15 protein-coding genes are annotated in these 13,952 nt (G+C 70.0%); 5 read left to right on the forward strand and 10 right to left on the reverse strand.

All coding sequences use genetic code 11. The features are described 5' to 3' along the window. Position 1: 1 nt before the first annotated feature. The 3 genes from ACFWYM_RS03645 to ACFWYM_RS03655 form a co-directional block, all read right to left on the reverse strand. Positions 2-1,273 (reverse strand): DUF2637 domain-containing protein, encoded by a 1,272-nt coding sequence (locus ACFWYM_RS03645; protein WP_384829482.1) that lies wholly within the window; start codon positions 1,271-1,273, stop codon positions 2-4. Positions 1,274-1,398: 125 nt separating this feature from the next. Continuing rightward, positions 1,399-2,277 carry a DUF3558 domain-containing protein gene (locus ACFWYM_RS03650; protein WP_384829484.1) on the reverse strand — a complete coding sequence of 293 codons (879 nt, stop codon included), beginning with the start codon at positions 2,275-2,277 and terminating at the stop codon, positions 1,399-1,401. A 147-nt stretch (positions 2,278-2,424) separates the two neighbouring features. Next, entirely contained in the window at positions 2,425-3,351 is a 927-nt protein-coding gene (locus tag ACFWYM_RS03655; RefSeq protein ID WP_384829486.1) for a DUF3558 domain-containing protein, read from the reverse strand. 200 nt (positions 3,352-3,551) lie between these two features. Here ACFWYM_RS03655 and ACFWYM_RS03660 point away from each other — a divergent pair, with 200 nt between their 5' ends. Beyond that, on the forward strand, positions 3,552-4,745 hold the full coding sequence (locus ACFWYM_RS03660) for an RtcB family protein (RefSeq protein ID WP_384829488.1): 1,194 nt from the start codon (positions 3,552-3,554) through the stop codon (positions 4,743-4,745). 51 nt (positions 4,746-4,796) lie between these two features. On the opposite strand, the gene ACFWYM_RS03665 is transcribed toward ACFWYM_RS03660, so the two are convergent. The 4 genes from ACFWYM_RS03665 to ACFWYM_RS03680 all read right to left on the reverse strand — a co-directional run bounded on the left by ACFWYM_RS03665 (position 4,797) and on the right by ACFWYM_RS03680 (position 7,234). Further along, positions 4,797-5,627 carry a hypothetical protein gene (locus ACFWYM_RS03665; protein ID WP_384829490.1) on the reverse strand — a complete coding sequence of 277 codons (831 nt, stop codon included), beginning with the start codon at positions 5,625-5,627 and terminating at the stop codon, positions 4,797-4,799. Positions 5,628-5,807: 180 nt separating this feature from the next. Continuing rightward, positions 5,808-6,017: a hypothetical protein gene (locus ACFWYM_RS03670; RefSeq protein WP_384829492.1), complete on the reverse strand. Its 210-nt coding sequence runs from the start codon at positions 6,015-6,017 to the stop codon at positions 5,808-5,810. A 10-nt stretch (positions 6,018-6,027) separates the two neighbouring features. Further along, complete coding sequence (locus ACFWYM_RS03675) at positions 6,028-6,798, reverse strand: SDR family NAD(P)-dependent oxidoreductase (protein WP_384829494.1); 771 nt, start codon at positions 6,796-6,798, stop codon at positions 6,028-6,030. Positions 6,799-6,898: 100 nt separating this feature from the next. After that, on the reverse strand, positions 6,899-7,234 hold the full coding sequence (locus ACFWYM_RS03680) for a YnfA family protein (protein ID WP_384829496.1): 336 nt from the start codon (positions 7,232-7,234) through the stop codon (positions 6,899-6,901). A 117-nt stretch (positions 7,235-7,351) separates the two neighbouring features. Here ACFWYM_RS03680 and ACFWYM_RS03685 point away from each other — a divergent pair, with 117 nt between their 5' ends. Next, positions 7,352-7,933, forward strand: coding sequence for a hypothetical protein (locus tag ACFWYM_RS03685; RefSeq protein ID WP_384829498.1), 582 nt, complete (start codon positions 7,352-7,354; stop codon positions 7,931-7,933). A 257-nt stretch (positions 7,934-8,190) separates the two neighbouring features. Then, positions 8,191-8,697 (forward strand): MarR family winged helix-turn-helix transcriptional regulator, encoded by a 507-nt coding sequence (locus ACFWYM_RS03690; protein WP_384829500.1) that lies wholly within the window; start codon positions 8,191-8,193, stop codon positions 8,695-8,697. Positions 8,698-8,710: 13 nt separating this feature from the next. Here the strand turns inward: ACFWYM_RS03690 and ACFWYM_RS03695 are convergent, their stop codons facing one another. The 3 genes from ACFWYM_RS03695 to ACFWYM_RS03705 all read right to left on the reverse strand — a co-directional run bounded on the left by ACFWYM_RS03695 (position 8,711) and on the right by ACFWYM_RS03705 (position 11,407). Then, positions 8,711-10,192: an MFS transporter gene (locus tag ACFWYM_RS03695; RefSeq protein WP_384829502.1), complete on the reverse strand. Its 1,482-nt coding sequence runs from the start codon at positions 10,190-10,192 to the stop codon at positions 8,711-8,713. 174 nt (positions 10,193-10,366) lie between these two features. Continuing rightward, complete coding sequence (locus ACFWYM_RS03700) at positions 10,367-10,885, reverse strand: GNAT family N-acetyltransferase (RefSeq protein WP_384829504.1); 519 nt, start codon at positions 10,883-10,885, stop codon at positions 10,367-10,369. 81 nt (positions 10,886-10,966) lie between these two features. After that, a complete protein-coding gene (locus ACFWYM_RS03705; RefSeq protein WP_384829506.1) occupies positions 10,967-11,407 on the reverse strand; it encodes a hypothetical protein in 441 nt (146 codons plus the stop codon). 386 nt (positions 11,408-11,793) lie between these two features. On the opposite strand from ACFWYM_RS03705, the gene hemL reads away from it, so the two are divergent. Both hemL and ACFWYM_RS03715 read left to right on the forward strand, forming a co-directional pair. Then, on the forward strand, positions 11,794-13,122 hold the full coding sequence (hemL, locus tag ACFWYM_RS03710; RefSeq protein WP_384829508.1) for a glutamate-1-semialdehyde 2,1-aminomutase: 1,329 nt from the start codon (positions 11,794-11,796) through the stop codon (positions 13,120-13,122). Next, entirely contained in the window at positions 13,119-13,808 is a 690-nt protein-coding gene (locus tag ACFWYM_RS03715; protein WP_384829510.1) for a histidine phosphatase family protein, read from the forward strand. The genes hemL and ACFWYM_RS03715 overlap by 4 nt, the downstream gene beginning before the upstream one ends. Positions 13,809-13,952 lie beyond the last annotated feature (144 nt).

The raw sequence follows: 13,952 nt of genomic DNA on the forward strand, positions 1-13,952 counted from the left end.
ATCAGGCGATGTGGTCCTCCATCAGCTCGCTGTCCAGGCGAGCCGTGAACTGGTCCATGTAGTGGTTGAGTTCGCGGGACTGGAGGCGGAGCCCGAAGGCGGCCTCGACGTTCGCCGCGAACGCGCCGGGGGTCGGCATGCCCTCACCCTCTATCGAGTGCCGGAACACCTGGTAGAGGTCCTCGTCGGAGGGGACGGGGGCGGGTTCGGGCGCTGATTCGGGCGCCGATTCGGGGAGCGCCTCCGCCACCGCTTCGGGGAGCGGTTCGGGCTCGGGTTCGGTCTGGGGGGCGCCGTCGCCGAGGGGGCGGGTGCCGCCGGCGCCGTTGGGGACGGGGAACTCGGGCTGCCCCTGGGGCTGGGGCTGGCCCTGCTCCTGTTCCGCGTACCACTCGTCGTACGGAGCCACGGGGGCGTACGAGGCGCTGTGCGCGGCGAACCAGGGGCTCTCGTGCCGGCCGACCGGGAGGGTCTCCTCCGGGGGGTGGGGAGCGGGCTCCTCGGTGGTGGCGGGTGCGGGTGCGGGCGTGGCGGTGAGCTCGGGCTGCTGCTCCTTCGCGGTGACCACCGCGGGGGCGGGCGGCAGCAGCACCGGCTCGATGCCCGCGGCCGCGAGCCCCGCGGGGGCGGTCTCGGCGAGCGGGACGCCGTAGCGGGCGAGGCGCAGCGGCATCAGCGACTCGACGGGGGCCTTGCGGCGCCAGCCGCGGCCGAAGCGGGAGCGCAGCCGGGCCTGGTAGACGAGACGTTCCTGTTCGAGCTTGATGACCTGCTCGTAACTGCGCAGCTCCCACAGCTTCATGCGGCGCCAGAGGAGGAAGGTGGGGAGGGGGGAGAGCAGCCAGCGCATCATCCGCACCCCCTCCATGTGCTTGTCGGCGGTGATGTCCGCGATGCGCCCGATCGCGTGCCGGGCGGCCTCGACGGAGACGACGAAGAGGATCGGGATGACGGCGTGCATGCCCACGCCCAGCGGGTCGGGCCAGGCCGCCGCACCGTTGAAGGCGATGGTGGCGGCCGTCAGGAGCCAGGCCGTCTGGCGCAGCAGCGGGAAGGGGATGCGGATCCAGGTCAGCAGGAGGTCGAGCGCGAGCAGCACACAGATGCCCGCGTCGATGCCGATCGGGAAGACGTAACTGAAGTTGCCGAAGCCCTTCTTGAGGGCCAGTTCGCGTACGGCGGCGTACGAACCGGCGAAGCCGATCCCGGCGATGACCACCGCACCGGCGACGACCACCCCGATGAGTATCCGGTGTGTGCGTGTCAGCTGCATCGCGGCCACCCGCGAACCCCTCCCTGTTCGGTCTGTTGCGAGCGACAGCCTGGCACATGAGCCCGCCGGGAACGACAGGAGCCCGGCCCCCAGGGGGCCGGGCTCCGTCGACTGCCGTGCTGCGGCTACGACTTGGACTTGTCGTCGCTCTTCTCGTCGCTCTTTTTGTCGTCGCTGCTCTTCTTGTCGTCCTTGGACTTCTCCGAGGACTTGTCCGAGGGCTTCTCCGACGGCTTGTCGGACGACTTGTCGCCCGAGCCCGCCTTGTTCGCGTCGGTGACCGACGCCGCGGCCTCCTTCGCCGCCTTCTCCGCGGCCTTCGACAGGTCCTCCGCCTTCGGGGACTTGTCGCCCGCCAGGCCCGCGCCGTTGTAGTCGATCGTCACGACCGCGTTCTCCACGCGCGCCACGACCGTCTGCTGCTTGAAGGTGTCCTTGTCCTTCTTCAGGTCGTACGTCACGAGCGTCGCCTGGTCGCCCACGCCGGAGACCGGCTGGGTCTTCACGGACTTGGCGTCCTTGGTGGCCTGCGCGTCCGTGACCTGCTTGGTGAAGCTCTGCTGGGCGCGCTTCTCGCCGCTGCCCAGCGACGCCTCGGAGTCGAAGCGCAGCAGGGAGACCCGCAGCCAGCGGAACTGGGAGCCGTCGACGCCGTTGTTGTCGAGGCTGTCCCAGGAGCAGGTGCCGCGCGCCGAGGTGTCGTCGGACGTGCCGGCCTTGCCGGTCTTGTCCTTCGCCTTCGGCACCAGGTCGCCGAGCGTCTTCTTCGACAGGGCGTCGCACGGCTCGGGCAGCTTCGCGTACGCCGCCTTCTGCACCTCGGCGGCCTTGTCGCCGCCGCCCTTGGAGGCCGAGGCGGACGCCTTCGAGCCGGAGTCCTTCTTCGCGCCGTCCGAGTCGCCGGAGTCGGAGGAGCAGCCGGAGGCGACGAGGATCACCGGTACGGCGGCCGCGCAGGCGAGAAGGCGGCGGGTCAGTCGCTGTCGCTGTGCAGGTCGGTGCATGGTTCCTTCACTCATGTTCACTCATGTGTTCATTCATGACGTCGTCGGTCCGAGGGGCCACGGTACGCGCTGAGGAACCTGAGCGGTCCCGCTTCGGGTGAGCCGCACATCACCCCGGCCACCCGGCGGACCGCCTTCACAGGGCCCTTACGAGTCGAACTTCCCGGCGAGCGACTCGGCCAGTTCCTGTGCCTTGTCCTGCATTTCCTTGCTGTCGGGGATGTCGCTGCCGCGCCCCGGCTGCTCGTCGTACTCGACGGTCACCAGGACGTTGGACGTGCGGAACACCACAGTCACGGTCCGGTGCCGGGCCGCCGAACCGGAGGCCGCGAGGGCGTCGTCGAGGTACGCCTCGTCGCCGAGGTCGTCGAGGACGCGGGGCAGGAGGCTGGCGGGCGGCGCGGCGTTCCCGGAGGGCGACCCGGAGGGGCTCGCCTTGTCCCCCTTGCCTCCCTTGCCCCCCTTTTCTCCCTTGTCGCCCTGCTTGCCCTTGTCTCCCGACTTGTCCTTGTCCTTGCCAGAGGCGGAGCCGGAGCCGGAGCCGGGGTCGTCGGAGGCGCCGTCGCCGGACGTGCTCTCCTTCGAGGTGTTGTCCCCGCTCGACGCCGACGGCGCGGGCAGGTCCGCGGCCGTGACCCGCCGCTGGTAGAGCTCCTGGGCGCGGGCGTCGTCGCTGACGTCGCCGTCGTACGAGACGACCCGCTCGTAGTCGACGAGGAGGTGGTGCGTGGCGTCCGGGGAGTCGACCTTCCAGCGGCAGCCCACCCGGCGGTCGGTGTCGAAGGTGTTCGTCGCCGTGCCCGCGTACGCCTTCTCCTGCTGGTCCTCGTCCTCGATCTGCTGGATCCCGGGCAGCAGCTCGTCGAGGGTGCTGTGGTCGACCGCGCCACAGGGCTCGGGCAGCGTGCGGAACTTGCCGGGCTCGGCGGCGCGCGTGGTGGAGCCCGGGTCGCCGGGCTTGGAGTCGTCGGAGTCGTCCCCGAGGCCCGAGCCGCCCGAGCAGCCGGCGAGCACGACCGACAGGAGCGCGGCGACGCCTGACACGTAGACCCTGGACCTGGCCTTCCGCTGCACGCTGGGGCTCCTCTCGACGGATGCTCGACGGGTTAATCGGTTGCCGGTGATGGTCAGCCGGTGGACACAATGTCTATCGCACGCGCTGCTCCGGCTGCCGGTCCCTCATCCCTTTCGTAGACCTTGGCACCGGTATTTGCGCTTCAAGGCCATTTGTTGCGTTACCAGTTGTTTCAGTAGTACGGGGGAAAGAGGACGCCATGAGTTACGTAGAGGTTCCGGGGGCGAAGGTACCGATCCGGATGTGGACCGACCCGTCCACGGTCGAGGGCGCCGCCATGCAGCAGCTGCAGAACGTGTCGACGCTGCCCTGGATCAAGGGCCTCGCCGTCATGCCGGACGTCCACTTCGGCAAGGGTGCGACGGTCGGGTCCGTGATCGCCATGAAGGGCGCGGTGTGCCCGGCGGCGGTCGGGGTCGACATCGGATGCGGGATGAGCGCCGTCAAGACGTCGCTGACCGCCAACGACCTGCCGGGGGATCTGTCGCGGCTGCGGTCGAAGATCGAGGCGGCGATTCCTGTGGGGCGGGGGATGCATGAGGAGGCTGTGGATCCGGGGCGGCTGTATGGGTTCCCGACGGCGGGGTGGGGTGACTTCTGGTCGCGCTTTGACGGGGTTGCCGATGCGGTGAAGTTCCGGGAGGAGCGGGCCGGTAAGCAGATGGGAACGCTCGGGTCGGGCAACCACTTTGCGGAAGTTTGTGTTGACATGTCCGATTCGGTGTGGCTCATGCTGCACTCGGGTTCCCGCAACATCGGCAAGGAGCTGGCCGACCACCACATCGGTGTGGCTCAGAGCCTCCCGCACAACCAGGGCCTGGTCGACCGCGACTTGGCGGTCTTCGTCGCCGACACCCCGCAGATGGCGGCGTACCGGAACGACCTCTACTGGGCGCAGGAGTACGCGAAGTACAACCGCGCAATCATGATGGCGCTCTTCAAGGATGTGATCCGAAAGGAGTTCAAGAAGGCGAAGCCGACTTTCGAGCCGGAGATCAGCTGCCATCACAACTACGTGAGCGAAGAGCGCTACGAGGGCATGGATCTGCTGGTCACCCGTAAGGGCGCGATCCGCGCGGGCTCCGGTGACTACGGGATCATCCCGGGCTCGATGGGCACCGGCTCGTACATCGTGAAGGGCCTCGGCAACGCGAAGTCCTTCAACTCGGCGTCGCACGGCGCCGGCCGGAAGATGAGCCGGAACGCGGCGAAGAAGCGGTTCACGGCGCGCGACTTGGAGGAGCAGACGCGGGGCGTCGAGTGCCGCAAGGATTCGGGTGTCGTCGACGAGATTCCGGGCGCGTACAAGCCGATCGAGCAGGTGATGGAGAACCAGCGCGACCTCGTCGAAGTCGTGGCGAAGCTGAAGCAGGTTGTGTGCGTGAAGGGCTGAACTAGCCGTGGGGCCCAGGCTGTTGTCAGCCTGGGCCCCACATTCATTGCCTCAGTTGCTCGATGGCATGGGCACCTGACCAGTACGGAGCCGCCAGAGGCGAAGGTTGCAGCTCTGGATGGTTCGGCCCAGTGTCTCGGCGGCAGACGCGGGGTTGTCGCACCCCAGCAAGATTTCGTCCTCCCATAGTCTCCAACGACGCTTGGGTGAGACCTTCATGTCGGCTGGGCGGACCCAGGCGGCCAGCGAGTCGGCCTTTGTTTGCTTCCGCTCCAGAGACAGGCAGCCGGGGTAGTAGAGATCTGCGGCCAGCCGCGCCGCCTGTTCCTTGTCGTAGTTGATGTTATAGATCCCGTCGCGTGCGTTGCGTTTGATCAGCCGCTCCGCCCCCATGAGCATCCGCGCGTAACGGCAGAAGTAGATCCCGACAGCCGTGCTCGCGGTGGTGAGGGAGATGAAGGGGAGCTGTTGGCCGGTGTAGCCGATCGAGCCGTCTGCATCGACGAGGCCCCGCAGATAGTCACGACGAGAGAACTCCACCCTGGGCGGGGTGATCTTCTTGGACTTCCGGCCGTAGGGCAGGCCGAGTTGGTTGATCGTCGTCCTGGCTTCGAGGGACCACATGCTCCAGACAGCCGTGATGCTGCTCTCGGCGAAGTTCGTCGAGCGGGTCCGTCCGCTGATGGTGCTGTTGTACGGGGTCAGGCGCTGGAACTCGTGCAGGATCTCGATGTCCCGGGCGTTGATCTCGACGGTCAGCCGCCCTCGGTCTCGTGATTGTTGTGAGAGATGTCCGTCGGCCTGCAAGAACCCGAACATGTACGCATACTCGGGCACGCGAAGGTCCATGAACGGCCGGGCGCTAGGCTCGTGTTCAGCCATGAGGAAGCTGTTCCTTCCTGCGTGGTCAGGCCCTCGTCCGGGGTTGCAGCCCGGCCGGGGGCCGTCGCATCTGATGTTGTGGCCCCGAGCCTAGGCAGGCCGTACATCAACTCTCATGGCGATAGGACGCGTTCACCGATGTGGGTGACTCGCGTTCGGTGAACTCCCCGATGGATGCGCCTACTTCGCGTTCTTGATCGCGAAGATCATGACGAAGGCCACCAGATGGATCCCGAACAGGAAGTACGCGAGGTACCACCACACCAGCCGCTCGTTCTTCTTCTCCTGGGCGAGACGGCGGGACTCGACCTCGTGGGTGAGGCGTTCGGCCGGGTCGGCGGAGTCGGGTGACCCGGCCGGTGCGCCGGGGTCGTCGGAGGCGTAGGTCATCGGGGGCGGCTCACGCGTCCCGGTGGACCTTGGTGTTGGACGCCTGCGCGCGCGGGCGCACCACGAGCAGGTCGATGTTGACGTGCGGCGGGCGGGTCACCGCCCACGTGATGGTGTCCGCGACGTCGTCCGCCGTGAGCGGCTCGGCCACGCCCGCGTAGACCTTGGCGGCCTTCTCCTGGTCACCGCCGAAGCGGGTCAGGGCGAACTCGTCGGTCTTGACCATGCCGGGCGCGATCTCGATGACGCGCACCGGCGTACCGACGATCTCCAGGCGCAGCGTCTCGGCGAGCACGTGCTCGGCGTGCTTCGCGGCCACATAGCCGCCGCCTCCCTCGTACGTGCCGTGCCCGGCCGTGGAGGAGAGGACGACCACGGTGCCGTCGCCGCTCGCGGTGAGGGCGGGCAGCAGCGCCTGCGTGACGTTCAGGGTGCCGATGACGTTCGTCTCGTACATCTGGCGCCAGTCCTCGGGGGAGCTGCTGGCGACGGGGTCCGCGCCGAGCGCGCCGCCCGCGTTGTTGACCAGGACAGCGACCTCGCGGAAGGCGGTCGCGAAGGCGTCGACGGCCGCGCGGTCGGTGACGTCCAGGGCGTACGCGACGGCGTCGTGCCCGGCGTCGGCGAGCTCGGCGGCGAGGGCCTCGATGCGGTCCTTGCGGCGGGCGGTGAGGACGACCCGGTAGCCGGCCGCCGCGAGTCCGCGCGCGGTGGCGGCACCGATGCCGCTGCTCGCGCCGGTGACGATGGCGATGCGGCGGGCGGACGTGGCGGCGCTCATGGTGCTCCCTGGCCTGGAGTGCGGGTCCTGCGGGTTCTGAGGGTTCTGCAGCCAGGATAAGTGGCGCCCTGGCGCGGGCGGCGACCCCTCGGGGGATACGTCAGCGGCCCCTCGGCGCGTACATGATGACCGCCATCCCGGCGAGGCAGATCAGCGCCCCGGCGACGTCCCAGCGGTCCGGCCGGTAGCCGTCGGCGACCATGCCCCACGCGATCGAACCGGCCACGAAGATCCCGCCGTACGCGGCGAGGATCCGGCCGAACTCGGCGTCCGGCTGGAGCGTCGCGACGAAGCCGTAGACCCCGAGCGCGAGCACCCCGACGCCGATCCACGCCCACCCGCGGTGCTCCCGCACCCCCTGCCAGACGAGCCACGCACCGCCGATCTCGAAGAGCGCGGCGAGGACGAAGAGAGCGGCGGAGCGGGCGACGAGCATGGGCTCAGGGTGGCATGAGGGTGGCTTGAGGCGCGGGAGTGCTGTGCGCGGGGCGGGCGAGTGGCATGTATCGGGGCGACGTTCCGGGCCGAGTGCTGTGTGGAGGCTGTTGTGCGCATGCTGCTGCTTCGCTGGGGTGTGGTGGCGGGGATGGCTGTGGTGGGGGTGGTGGGCGTGATGGGGGTGGTGCTCGGCGGGGGTGGAGCCGCGGCGGCCGGTGCTGCGGGCGAGTCGAGTCCGGTGGCGGGTGCTGTGGGGGAGCCAAGTCCGGTGGCGGGTACTGCGGGCGAGCCCGTCCCGCTGCCCGCTGCCCCTCCGGAGGCCGACCTCGCCTACCACGGGGAGGTCTCCCTGTCCGGTGAGCGGGTCCGGGTGCGGTTCGCCCCGCAGAACCACGGCCCCGCCGACGTCTTTGACGCCACGGTCCGGCTGCGCTGGTCGGTGCCGCTCGCGGACGGCCAGCGGCTGCCGCGGGGATGTGTGCGCGGGGGCGAGCGGGAGGTGCTGTGCGACACGGGGGAGCTGGCGGCGGGGAGCAGGGGGGAGCCGGTGGAGCTGGGGGTGCGGCTCGCGGGGCGGGTGCCGGAGGTGCGGGTCCGCGTCGACACGGTCTGGAACGGCGGGGCCTCGGACGTGAACCCGGCGAACCAGGAGCATGAGGTGCTGGTCCTGGACTCCGGGGACGCGTACTACTTCTAGGACCTGTCCGGCGGATCTTGCCGCGGTCGCGGGCTGTGGCACGCCGATCTGCGGCGTTGTCGTCGGTTGCCAACGCTCCGCGTTGTCGCCCTCCTCCGCCTTGCATCTCGACGCACCACAGCCCGCTCACCAGCGACGGACGGCACAGCTCGGAATCATGCGGCCTGATCCGCCGGACAGGCCCTAGGGCACCCGGCTTCTCTGCGTCGTACGCTTTCTGTCTGACGCAGAGACCGGCTTCTCCGAAGGGGGCGTCCATGACCGGGAGCAAGAAGGCCGGGAGCAAGAAGGCCGAGCGCGAGCGGGCGACGCTGCTCGACGAGCTGTCCGTCGCCTCGCGCCGCTACATGGCCTCGTACGCCCTCTTCAACCAGGCCGTCGCCGACCACCTGCAGCTGCACCCGACCGACCTGCAGTGCCTCAACCTGCTCAGCCTGGAGGCGAAGCCGGTCACGACAGGGCGGATCGCGGAGCTGACCGGGCTCACGACGGGGTCGGCGACGCGGCTCGTGGACCGTCTGGAGCGGGCCGGTTATGTCGTACGGGAGCGGGACGCCGCCGACCGCAGGCGGGTCCTGGTGGCGACGGTGCCGGAGAAGATCGCGGAGTTCGGGCGGCTCTGGGACCGGATGGCGGCGGGCTGGAACGGGATCTTCGAGGAGCTCGGGAACGACGAGCTCGCCGTCCTGGTCGGCCATATGAGGCGCACCGTGGAGTTCAGCGCGCAGCAGGTGACGCGGCTGCGGGGCGGCGAGTTCGGCTAGTGGCCCGGGGAGCTCAGTGGTGGTCGTCCTGCGGGGCCTCGCGGGGCAGGAGCCGGACGAGGCTCAGGCAGACGAGCGTGACGGCACCGACAACGGCGAGGCTGACGGCGGTCGCGTGGGCGGACCCCGACGCGATGGTCTTGAAGTAGGCGGTGGTGACGGTGGCGGCGCCGATCGCGTTGGCGAGCTGCTGCACCGCGGTGAGTGATCCGCTGGCGCTGCCCGCCTCGGCGGGGGCGATGTCGCCGATGGTGACGTTGTAGATGGTGCCGAAGCACGTGCCCATGCCGAGTCCGATGATGACCAGGGGCGGGACGAGGGCCCAAGTCCCCGTGTCCGTACCGGTGTCGGTGACGAGGGCGAGGAGGTAGCCGGTGCCGGCGAGGGTGATGAGGAGACCGGCGACGACGAGGGTGCGGCCGAACCGGCCGATGAGGCGGTAGCAGGCGATGGACGCGACGACGATGCCCGCGGACAGCGGCATCAGGCCGAGCGCGGTGCCGGTCGGGGAGCGGCCGAGGCCCTGCTGGAGGAAGAGCGAGATCACGTAGAGCAGGCCGGAGACCGCGGCGGAGAAGAAGACGCCGAGGAGCAGGCCCGAGGTGAAGCCGCGGTTGTGCAGCAACGACGGCTGGATCAGCGGGTTCCGGGCGGTGCGCTGGCGGTGGCAGAAGGCCGCGAAGAGGGCGAGGCCCGCGGCGATGAGGAGGGCGGGGGCCGCGCTCCAGCCGTTGGACGTGCCTTCGATGAGGCCGCCGAGCAGGCCGAGCATGGCGCCGCCGAGGAGGGCGGAGCCGGGGCCGTCGATGGCGGTGGCGCGGTCACCGGTGTCGCGGGGGAGGAGCCGGGCGGCGGCGAGGACGGCGGCGGCGCCGAGCACGAGGTTGATCAGGAACATCGGGCGCCAGCCGAGTCCGCCGAGGTCGGCGTCGACGAGGAACCCGGCGAGGACGGGCCCACCGACGGCCGAGAGCCCCATGACGGGCCCGAAGAAGCTGAACGCCTTGCCGAGCTGGTCGCGGGGCCAGACCGCGCCGAGGATGCCGAAGCCCTGCGGGATGACGAGCGCGCCGAACGCGCCCTGCACGAGCCGGGCGCCGACGAGGAGTTCGGGGTTCGGCGCGAGCCCGCAGACCACGGAGGCGAGCGTGAATCCGCCAAGACCGGCGAGGAAGAGCCGCCGCCTGCCGTACTTGTCGCCGAGCCGCCCGCCGAGGACGAGCAGCACACCGAGGGCGAGGGCGTACGAGGCGCCGAGCCACTGCACGAGGGCGGGGCCGCCGCCGAGGTCCCTGGCGATGGTGGGGGCGGCGATGTTGGTGATGGTGGCGTCGACGAGGTCGAGCACGTCGGCGGCGAGGACGACGGCGAGGACGGCCCAGCGTTTTCGGGGGGTGAAGGGGGGTTCGGGGGCGGCCCTGGGTTCGGCGGGAGCGGGAGTGGGAGTGGGAGCGGGGGTGGAGGCGGGAGTGGAGGCGGGAGTGGACGTGCTCATGGGAGGTGCCTTTCGGGTGGGGCGCAGCCACAGCGGGAGGAATTATCTGGCGCTGTGCAGAAACTGCGTGACGCAGATAAATGTGCGGGAGAGGCCCCGGGACTGTCAAGGCGAATGACGGGAGTCGCGGCTCGGTGCGGGTCGGCATGGGCCGACGCGGGCCCGCGAACTCGGCTAGGCGGGCTCCGGCTCCAGCTCCAGCCGCCAGTCGTTGCACCGCATCCAGTGCCCCTTCGGATACTCGAAGGCGCACTCTCCCAGGAGCGTGAACCCGGCCTTCCTGCACACCCCGTTCGACGCGGGGTGGTCGACGGACGGGAACGCGTGCAGATGGCGGTGGCGGCCCGCTTCCCGGGCCCGCTCGACGACCAGGCGCGCGGCCGCCGCCGCGATGCCCCGCCCCTGGAACTCCGGCAGCACCCCCCACCCGGTCTCCCAGGCGGGCTGCCCCTGCCACGTCGTCTCCCAGTACCCGATCGACCCCACCGCGGGGGCGTCGGGCCCCGCCGAGATCCGGAACATCTGGCCGCGCCCCTCGCTCTCCCGCAGCGCGAGATAGCGGCGGTGCCGGTCGGCGAGCTTCCCGTCGCTCTCGGGGCCGCCGAGGTGGTCGGTCATCTCCGGTGCGTTGTTCCTGACCAGCAACTCGAAGTCGCCCTCGGACCAAGGCTCCAGACGCAGCTCGATGCTCATGCCCTCACGGTAGGCGGGGGGTCTGACATCGCGTACGAGCTCTGTCGTCACGTGCGCCCACGCGCGCGTAGGAGCGCCCGCTCACGGCCACACCAGGCAGTACGCCTGATGCCCCGCATCATGCAGGCGATGGCTGAAGTCCTGCCATTCATGCAGGAGTTGATACACGTTGAACGCGTCGCGCGGGCCGCCGCGGTCGGGGACCGTCGACCAGATGAAGGCCGCGGCGCCCACCGACTCCTCGCCGATGCCGCGCAGCGGGTCGACGACCGTCATGGGGAGCTTGACCACCGCGTAGTCGGGGTGGAGCACGACCAGCTCCAGTGGGGGGACCTTGTGCAGGGGTATGCCCTCGATGCCGGTGAGGACCATCGCGGCCATCGTCTCCGGCTTGATCTTCGTGAACATGCCGCCCATGCCGAGCTCGTCGCCGCCGAGCTCCTCGGGACGCATGGAGATGGGCACCCGGGCGGCGGTGGCGCCGTCCGGGGCTCCGAAGTACTTGTACGTCACCCCGCCCACCCGGCCACTCCCGCTGTCCGCACGGTGACGGCGTCCTCGCCGGTCCCGCTCCTGCTCGCGCTCCCCGTCCCGGGTCCGCCTGGTCTCGCCGCGATCCTGTGCCGACGGCTGGGCCGGCGGGGCCTGGGCCGCCTCGGCGTCGCGTCGGTGCTTTCCCCGCCGGGCACGCCGCGGTTCCAGGTCGTCGGTCCCCTCGCCCAGTCCGCCGCCACCGCGATGCATATCTCCACCCGACTGCTTTTCCAGGGCGCGCGGCCCCTGCATTTTCTAGGCCGCGAGGCCCCCGCCGTGCAACCCGATCATCGTGTCAGTGACCTCCCCCACCGTCACCCGCTAAAACGTGGGGTGAAACACCTGTCCGCAGGAAGCCCGGACCCTCTGAGACCATGGCTCGTGTGAGCTTCCCGTATAGCGCCCCAGTTTCGCAGACTCTTTTCGACCGTGCGGCGGCCGTGACGCCCGGCGGTGTGAACTCTCCCGTGCGCGCGTTCCGCGCGGTGGGCGGTACGCCCCGTTTCATGGTGTCCGGTACCGGTCCGTATCTGACGGATGCCGACGGCCGTGAGTACGTCGACCTCGTGTGTTCGTGGGGGCCGATGATTCTCGGCCATTCCCACCCCGAGGTCATCGCCGCCGTGCAGGAGGCCGTCGCGCGCGGCACCTCCTTCGGTACGCCTGGTGAGGGCGAGGTCGCGCTCGCCGAGGAGATCGTCGCGCGGATCGCGCCGGTCGAGCAGGTGCGGCTGGTTTCCAGCGGTACCGAGGCGACGATGTCGGCGATCCGGCTCGCCCGCGGCTTTACCGGCCGCGCCAAGGTCATCAAGTTCGCCGGCTGCTACCACGGCCACGTGGACGCGCTGCTCGCCGCGGCGGGGTCGGGCGTCGCCACCCTCGGCCTGCCCGACACCCCCGGTGTCACGGGCGCCCAGGCGGGCGACACGATCGTGCTTCCGTACAACGATCTGGAGGCCGTGCACGCCGCCTTCCACGCCAACCCCGGCGAGATCGCGTGCGTCATCACGGAGGCGTCGCCGGGCAACATGGGCGTCGTGCCGCCGGGGCCCGGTTTCAACGAGGGGCTCAAGCAGGCGTGCGCGAAGAACGGCGCGCTGTACATCTCGGACGAGGTGATGACCGGCTTCCGCACCTCGAAGGCCGGCTGGTTCGGTGTCGACGGGGTCACGCCCGACCTCATGACGTTCGGCAAGGTCATGGGCGGCGGCTTCCCGGCCGCGGCCTTCGGCGGTCGGGCCGACGTGATGGCGTACCTCGCGCCCGCGGGCCCCGTCTACCAGGCGGGCACGCTCTCCGGTAACCCCGTCGCGACCGCCGCCGGCCTCGCCCAGCTGCGGCTGCTCGACGACGCCGCGTACGAGAAGGTGGACGCGGTCAGCCTGCGGATCCGCACGCTCGTGACGGAGGCGCTCGCCAAGGAGGGCGTCGCGCACCGGCTGCAGAACGCCTCCAACATGTTCTCGGTCTTCTTCACCGACCAGGACGTGCGCAGCTACGAGGACGCCAAGAAGCAGGAGTCGTTCCGCTTCACCGCCTTCTTCCACTCGATGCTGTCGCAGGGCGTCTATCTGCCGCCGTCGTCCTTCGAGTCCTGGTTCGTGTCCACCGCCCATGACGAGCGGGCGATCGAGCGCATCGCCGCCGCCCTGCCCGCCGCCGCCCGCGCGGCAGCCGAAGCCACCGAGGAGGCCACCGCATGAGCGGGGCGAAGAGTGACGACCTGACCGTCGTCCATCTGATGCGCCACGGCGAGGTGCACAACCCGGAGGGGATCCTCTACGGGCGCCTGCCGGACTATCACCTCTCCGAGCTGGGGCGGCAGATGGCCGACCGGGTCGCCGAGCACCTCGCGCAGCGCGACGTCACGCACGTCGTGGCCTCGCCCCTGGACCGGGCGCAGGAGACGGCGACGCCGATCGCCAAGGTGCACGGGCTCGACCTCGCCACGGACGGGCGGCTCATCGAGGCCGCCAACGTCTTCGAGGGCAAGACCTTCGGGGTGGGCGACGGCGCCCTGAAGAACCCGGAGAACTGGAAGCACCTCGTCAACCCCTTCAAGCCCTCCTGGGGCGAGCCGTACATCGAGCAGGTCGTGCGGATGATGGGCGCCCTGGACGCGGCGAAGGACGCGGCGCGCGGCCACGAGGCGGTGTGCGTGAGCCATCAGCTGCCGATCTGGATCGTGCGCAGCTTCGTCGAGAAGCGGCGGCTGTGGCACGACCCGCGCAAGCGGCAGTGCACCCTGGCCTCGCTGACCACCTTCACGTACCGCGGCGACAAAATCGTCTCCGTCGGATACACGGAACCGGCACGTGATCTCGTGCCGTCTCATCTCCTGGCGGGTGCCAAGCCGGTGAAGGGGAAGAGCAAGGCGTTCGGCGCGTGACGGCCGTGGTGCGATCACGGTGAGATACGTGTGACACATGCCTAGCTGTGTGAACCCTGTGTAGCCAAAAGGCGACTCAACGTCCCATACCGCCAATTACCGCTAAATATGTGCGACTTGTCGGAACCCCCGTGTTCGTCGCGC

Origin of the sequence: Streptomyces sp. NPDC059009 (assembly GCF_042740175.1) — a bacterium.
Lineage (GTDB): Bacteria > Actinomycetota > Actinomycetes > Streptomycetales > Streptomycetaceae > Streptomyces.

What these genes read in the sequence shown, in the direction of transcription:
- ACFWYM_RS03680 (WP_384829496.1), bottom strand. Translation starts at nt 7,234, where the DNA reads ATGCTCGTCGCCCGCTCCGCCGCTCTCTTCGTCCTCGCCGCGCTCTTC.
- ACFWYM_RS03650 (WP_384829484.1), bottom strand. Translation starts at nt 2,277, where the DNA reads ATGCACCGACCTGCACAGCGACAGCGACTGACCCGCCGCCTTCTCGCC.
- hemL (WP_384829508.1), top strand. Translation starts at nt 11,794, where the DNA reads ATGGCTCGTGTGAGCTTCCCGTATAGCGCCCCAGTTTCGCAGACTCTT.
- ACFWYM_RS03665 (WP_384829490.1), bottom strand. Translation starts at nt 5,627, where the DNA reads ATGGCTGAACACGAGCCTAGCGCCCGGCCGTTCATGGACCTTCGCGTG.
- ACFWYM_RS03670 (WP_384829492.1), bottom strand. Translation starts at nt 6,017, where the DNA reads ATGACCTACGCCTCCGACGACCCCGGCGCACCGGCCGGGTCACCCGAC.
- ACFWYM_RS03715 (WP_384829510.1), top strand. Translation starts at nt 13,119, where the DNA reads ATGAGCGGGGCGAAGAGTGACGACCTGACCGTCGTCCATCTGATGCGC.
- ACFWYM_RS03700 (WP_384829504.1), bottom strand. Translation starts at nt 10,885, where the DNA reads ATGAGCATCGAGCTGCGTCTGGAGCCTTGGTCCGAGGGCGACTTCGAG.
- ACFWYM_RS03660 (WP_384829488.1), top strand. Translation starts at nt 3,552, where the DNA reads ATGAGTTACGTAGAGGTTCCGGGGGCGAAGGTACCGATCCGGATGTGG.
- ACFWYM_RS03685 (WP_384829498.1), top strand. Translation starts at nt 7,352, where the DNA reads ATGCTGCTGCTTCGCTGGGGTGTGGTGGCGGGGATGGCTGTGGTGGGG.
- ACFWYM_RS03690 (WP_384829500.1), top strand. Translation starts at nt 8,191, where the DNA reads ATGACCGGGAGCAAGAAGGCCGGGAGCAAGAAGGCCGAGCGCGAGCGG.
- ACFWYM_RS03695 (WP_384829502.1), bottom strand. Translation starts at nt 10,192, where the DNA reads ATGAGCACGTCCACTCCCGCCTCCACTCCCGCCTCCACCCCCGCTCCC.
- ACFWYM_RS03675 (WP_384829494.1), bottom strand. Translation starts at nt 6,798, where the DNA reads ATGAGCGCCGCCACGTCCGCCCGCCGCATCGCCATCGTCACCGGCGCG.
- ACFWYM_RS03645 (WP_384829482.1), bottom strand. Translation starts at nt 1,273, where the DNA reads ATGCAGCTGACACGCACACACCGGATACTCATCGGGGTGGTCGTCGCC.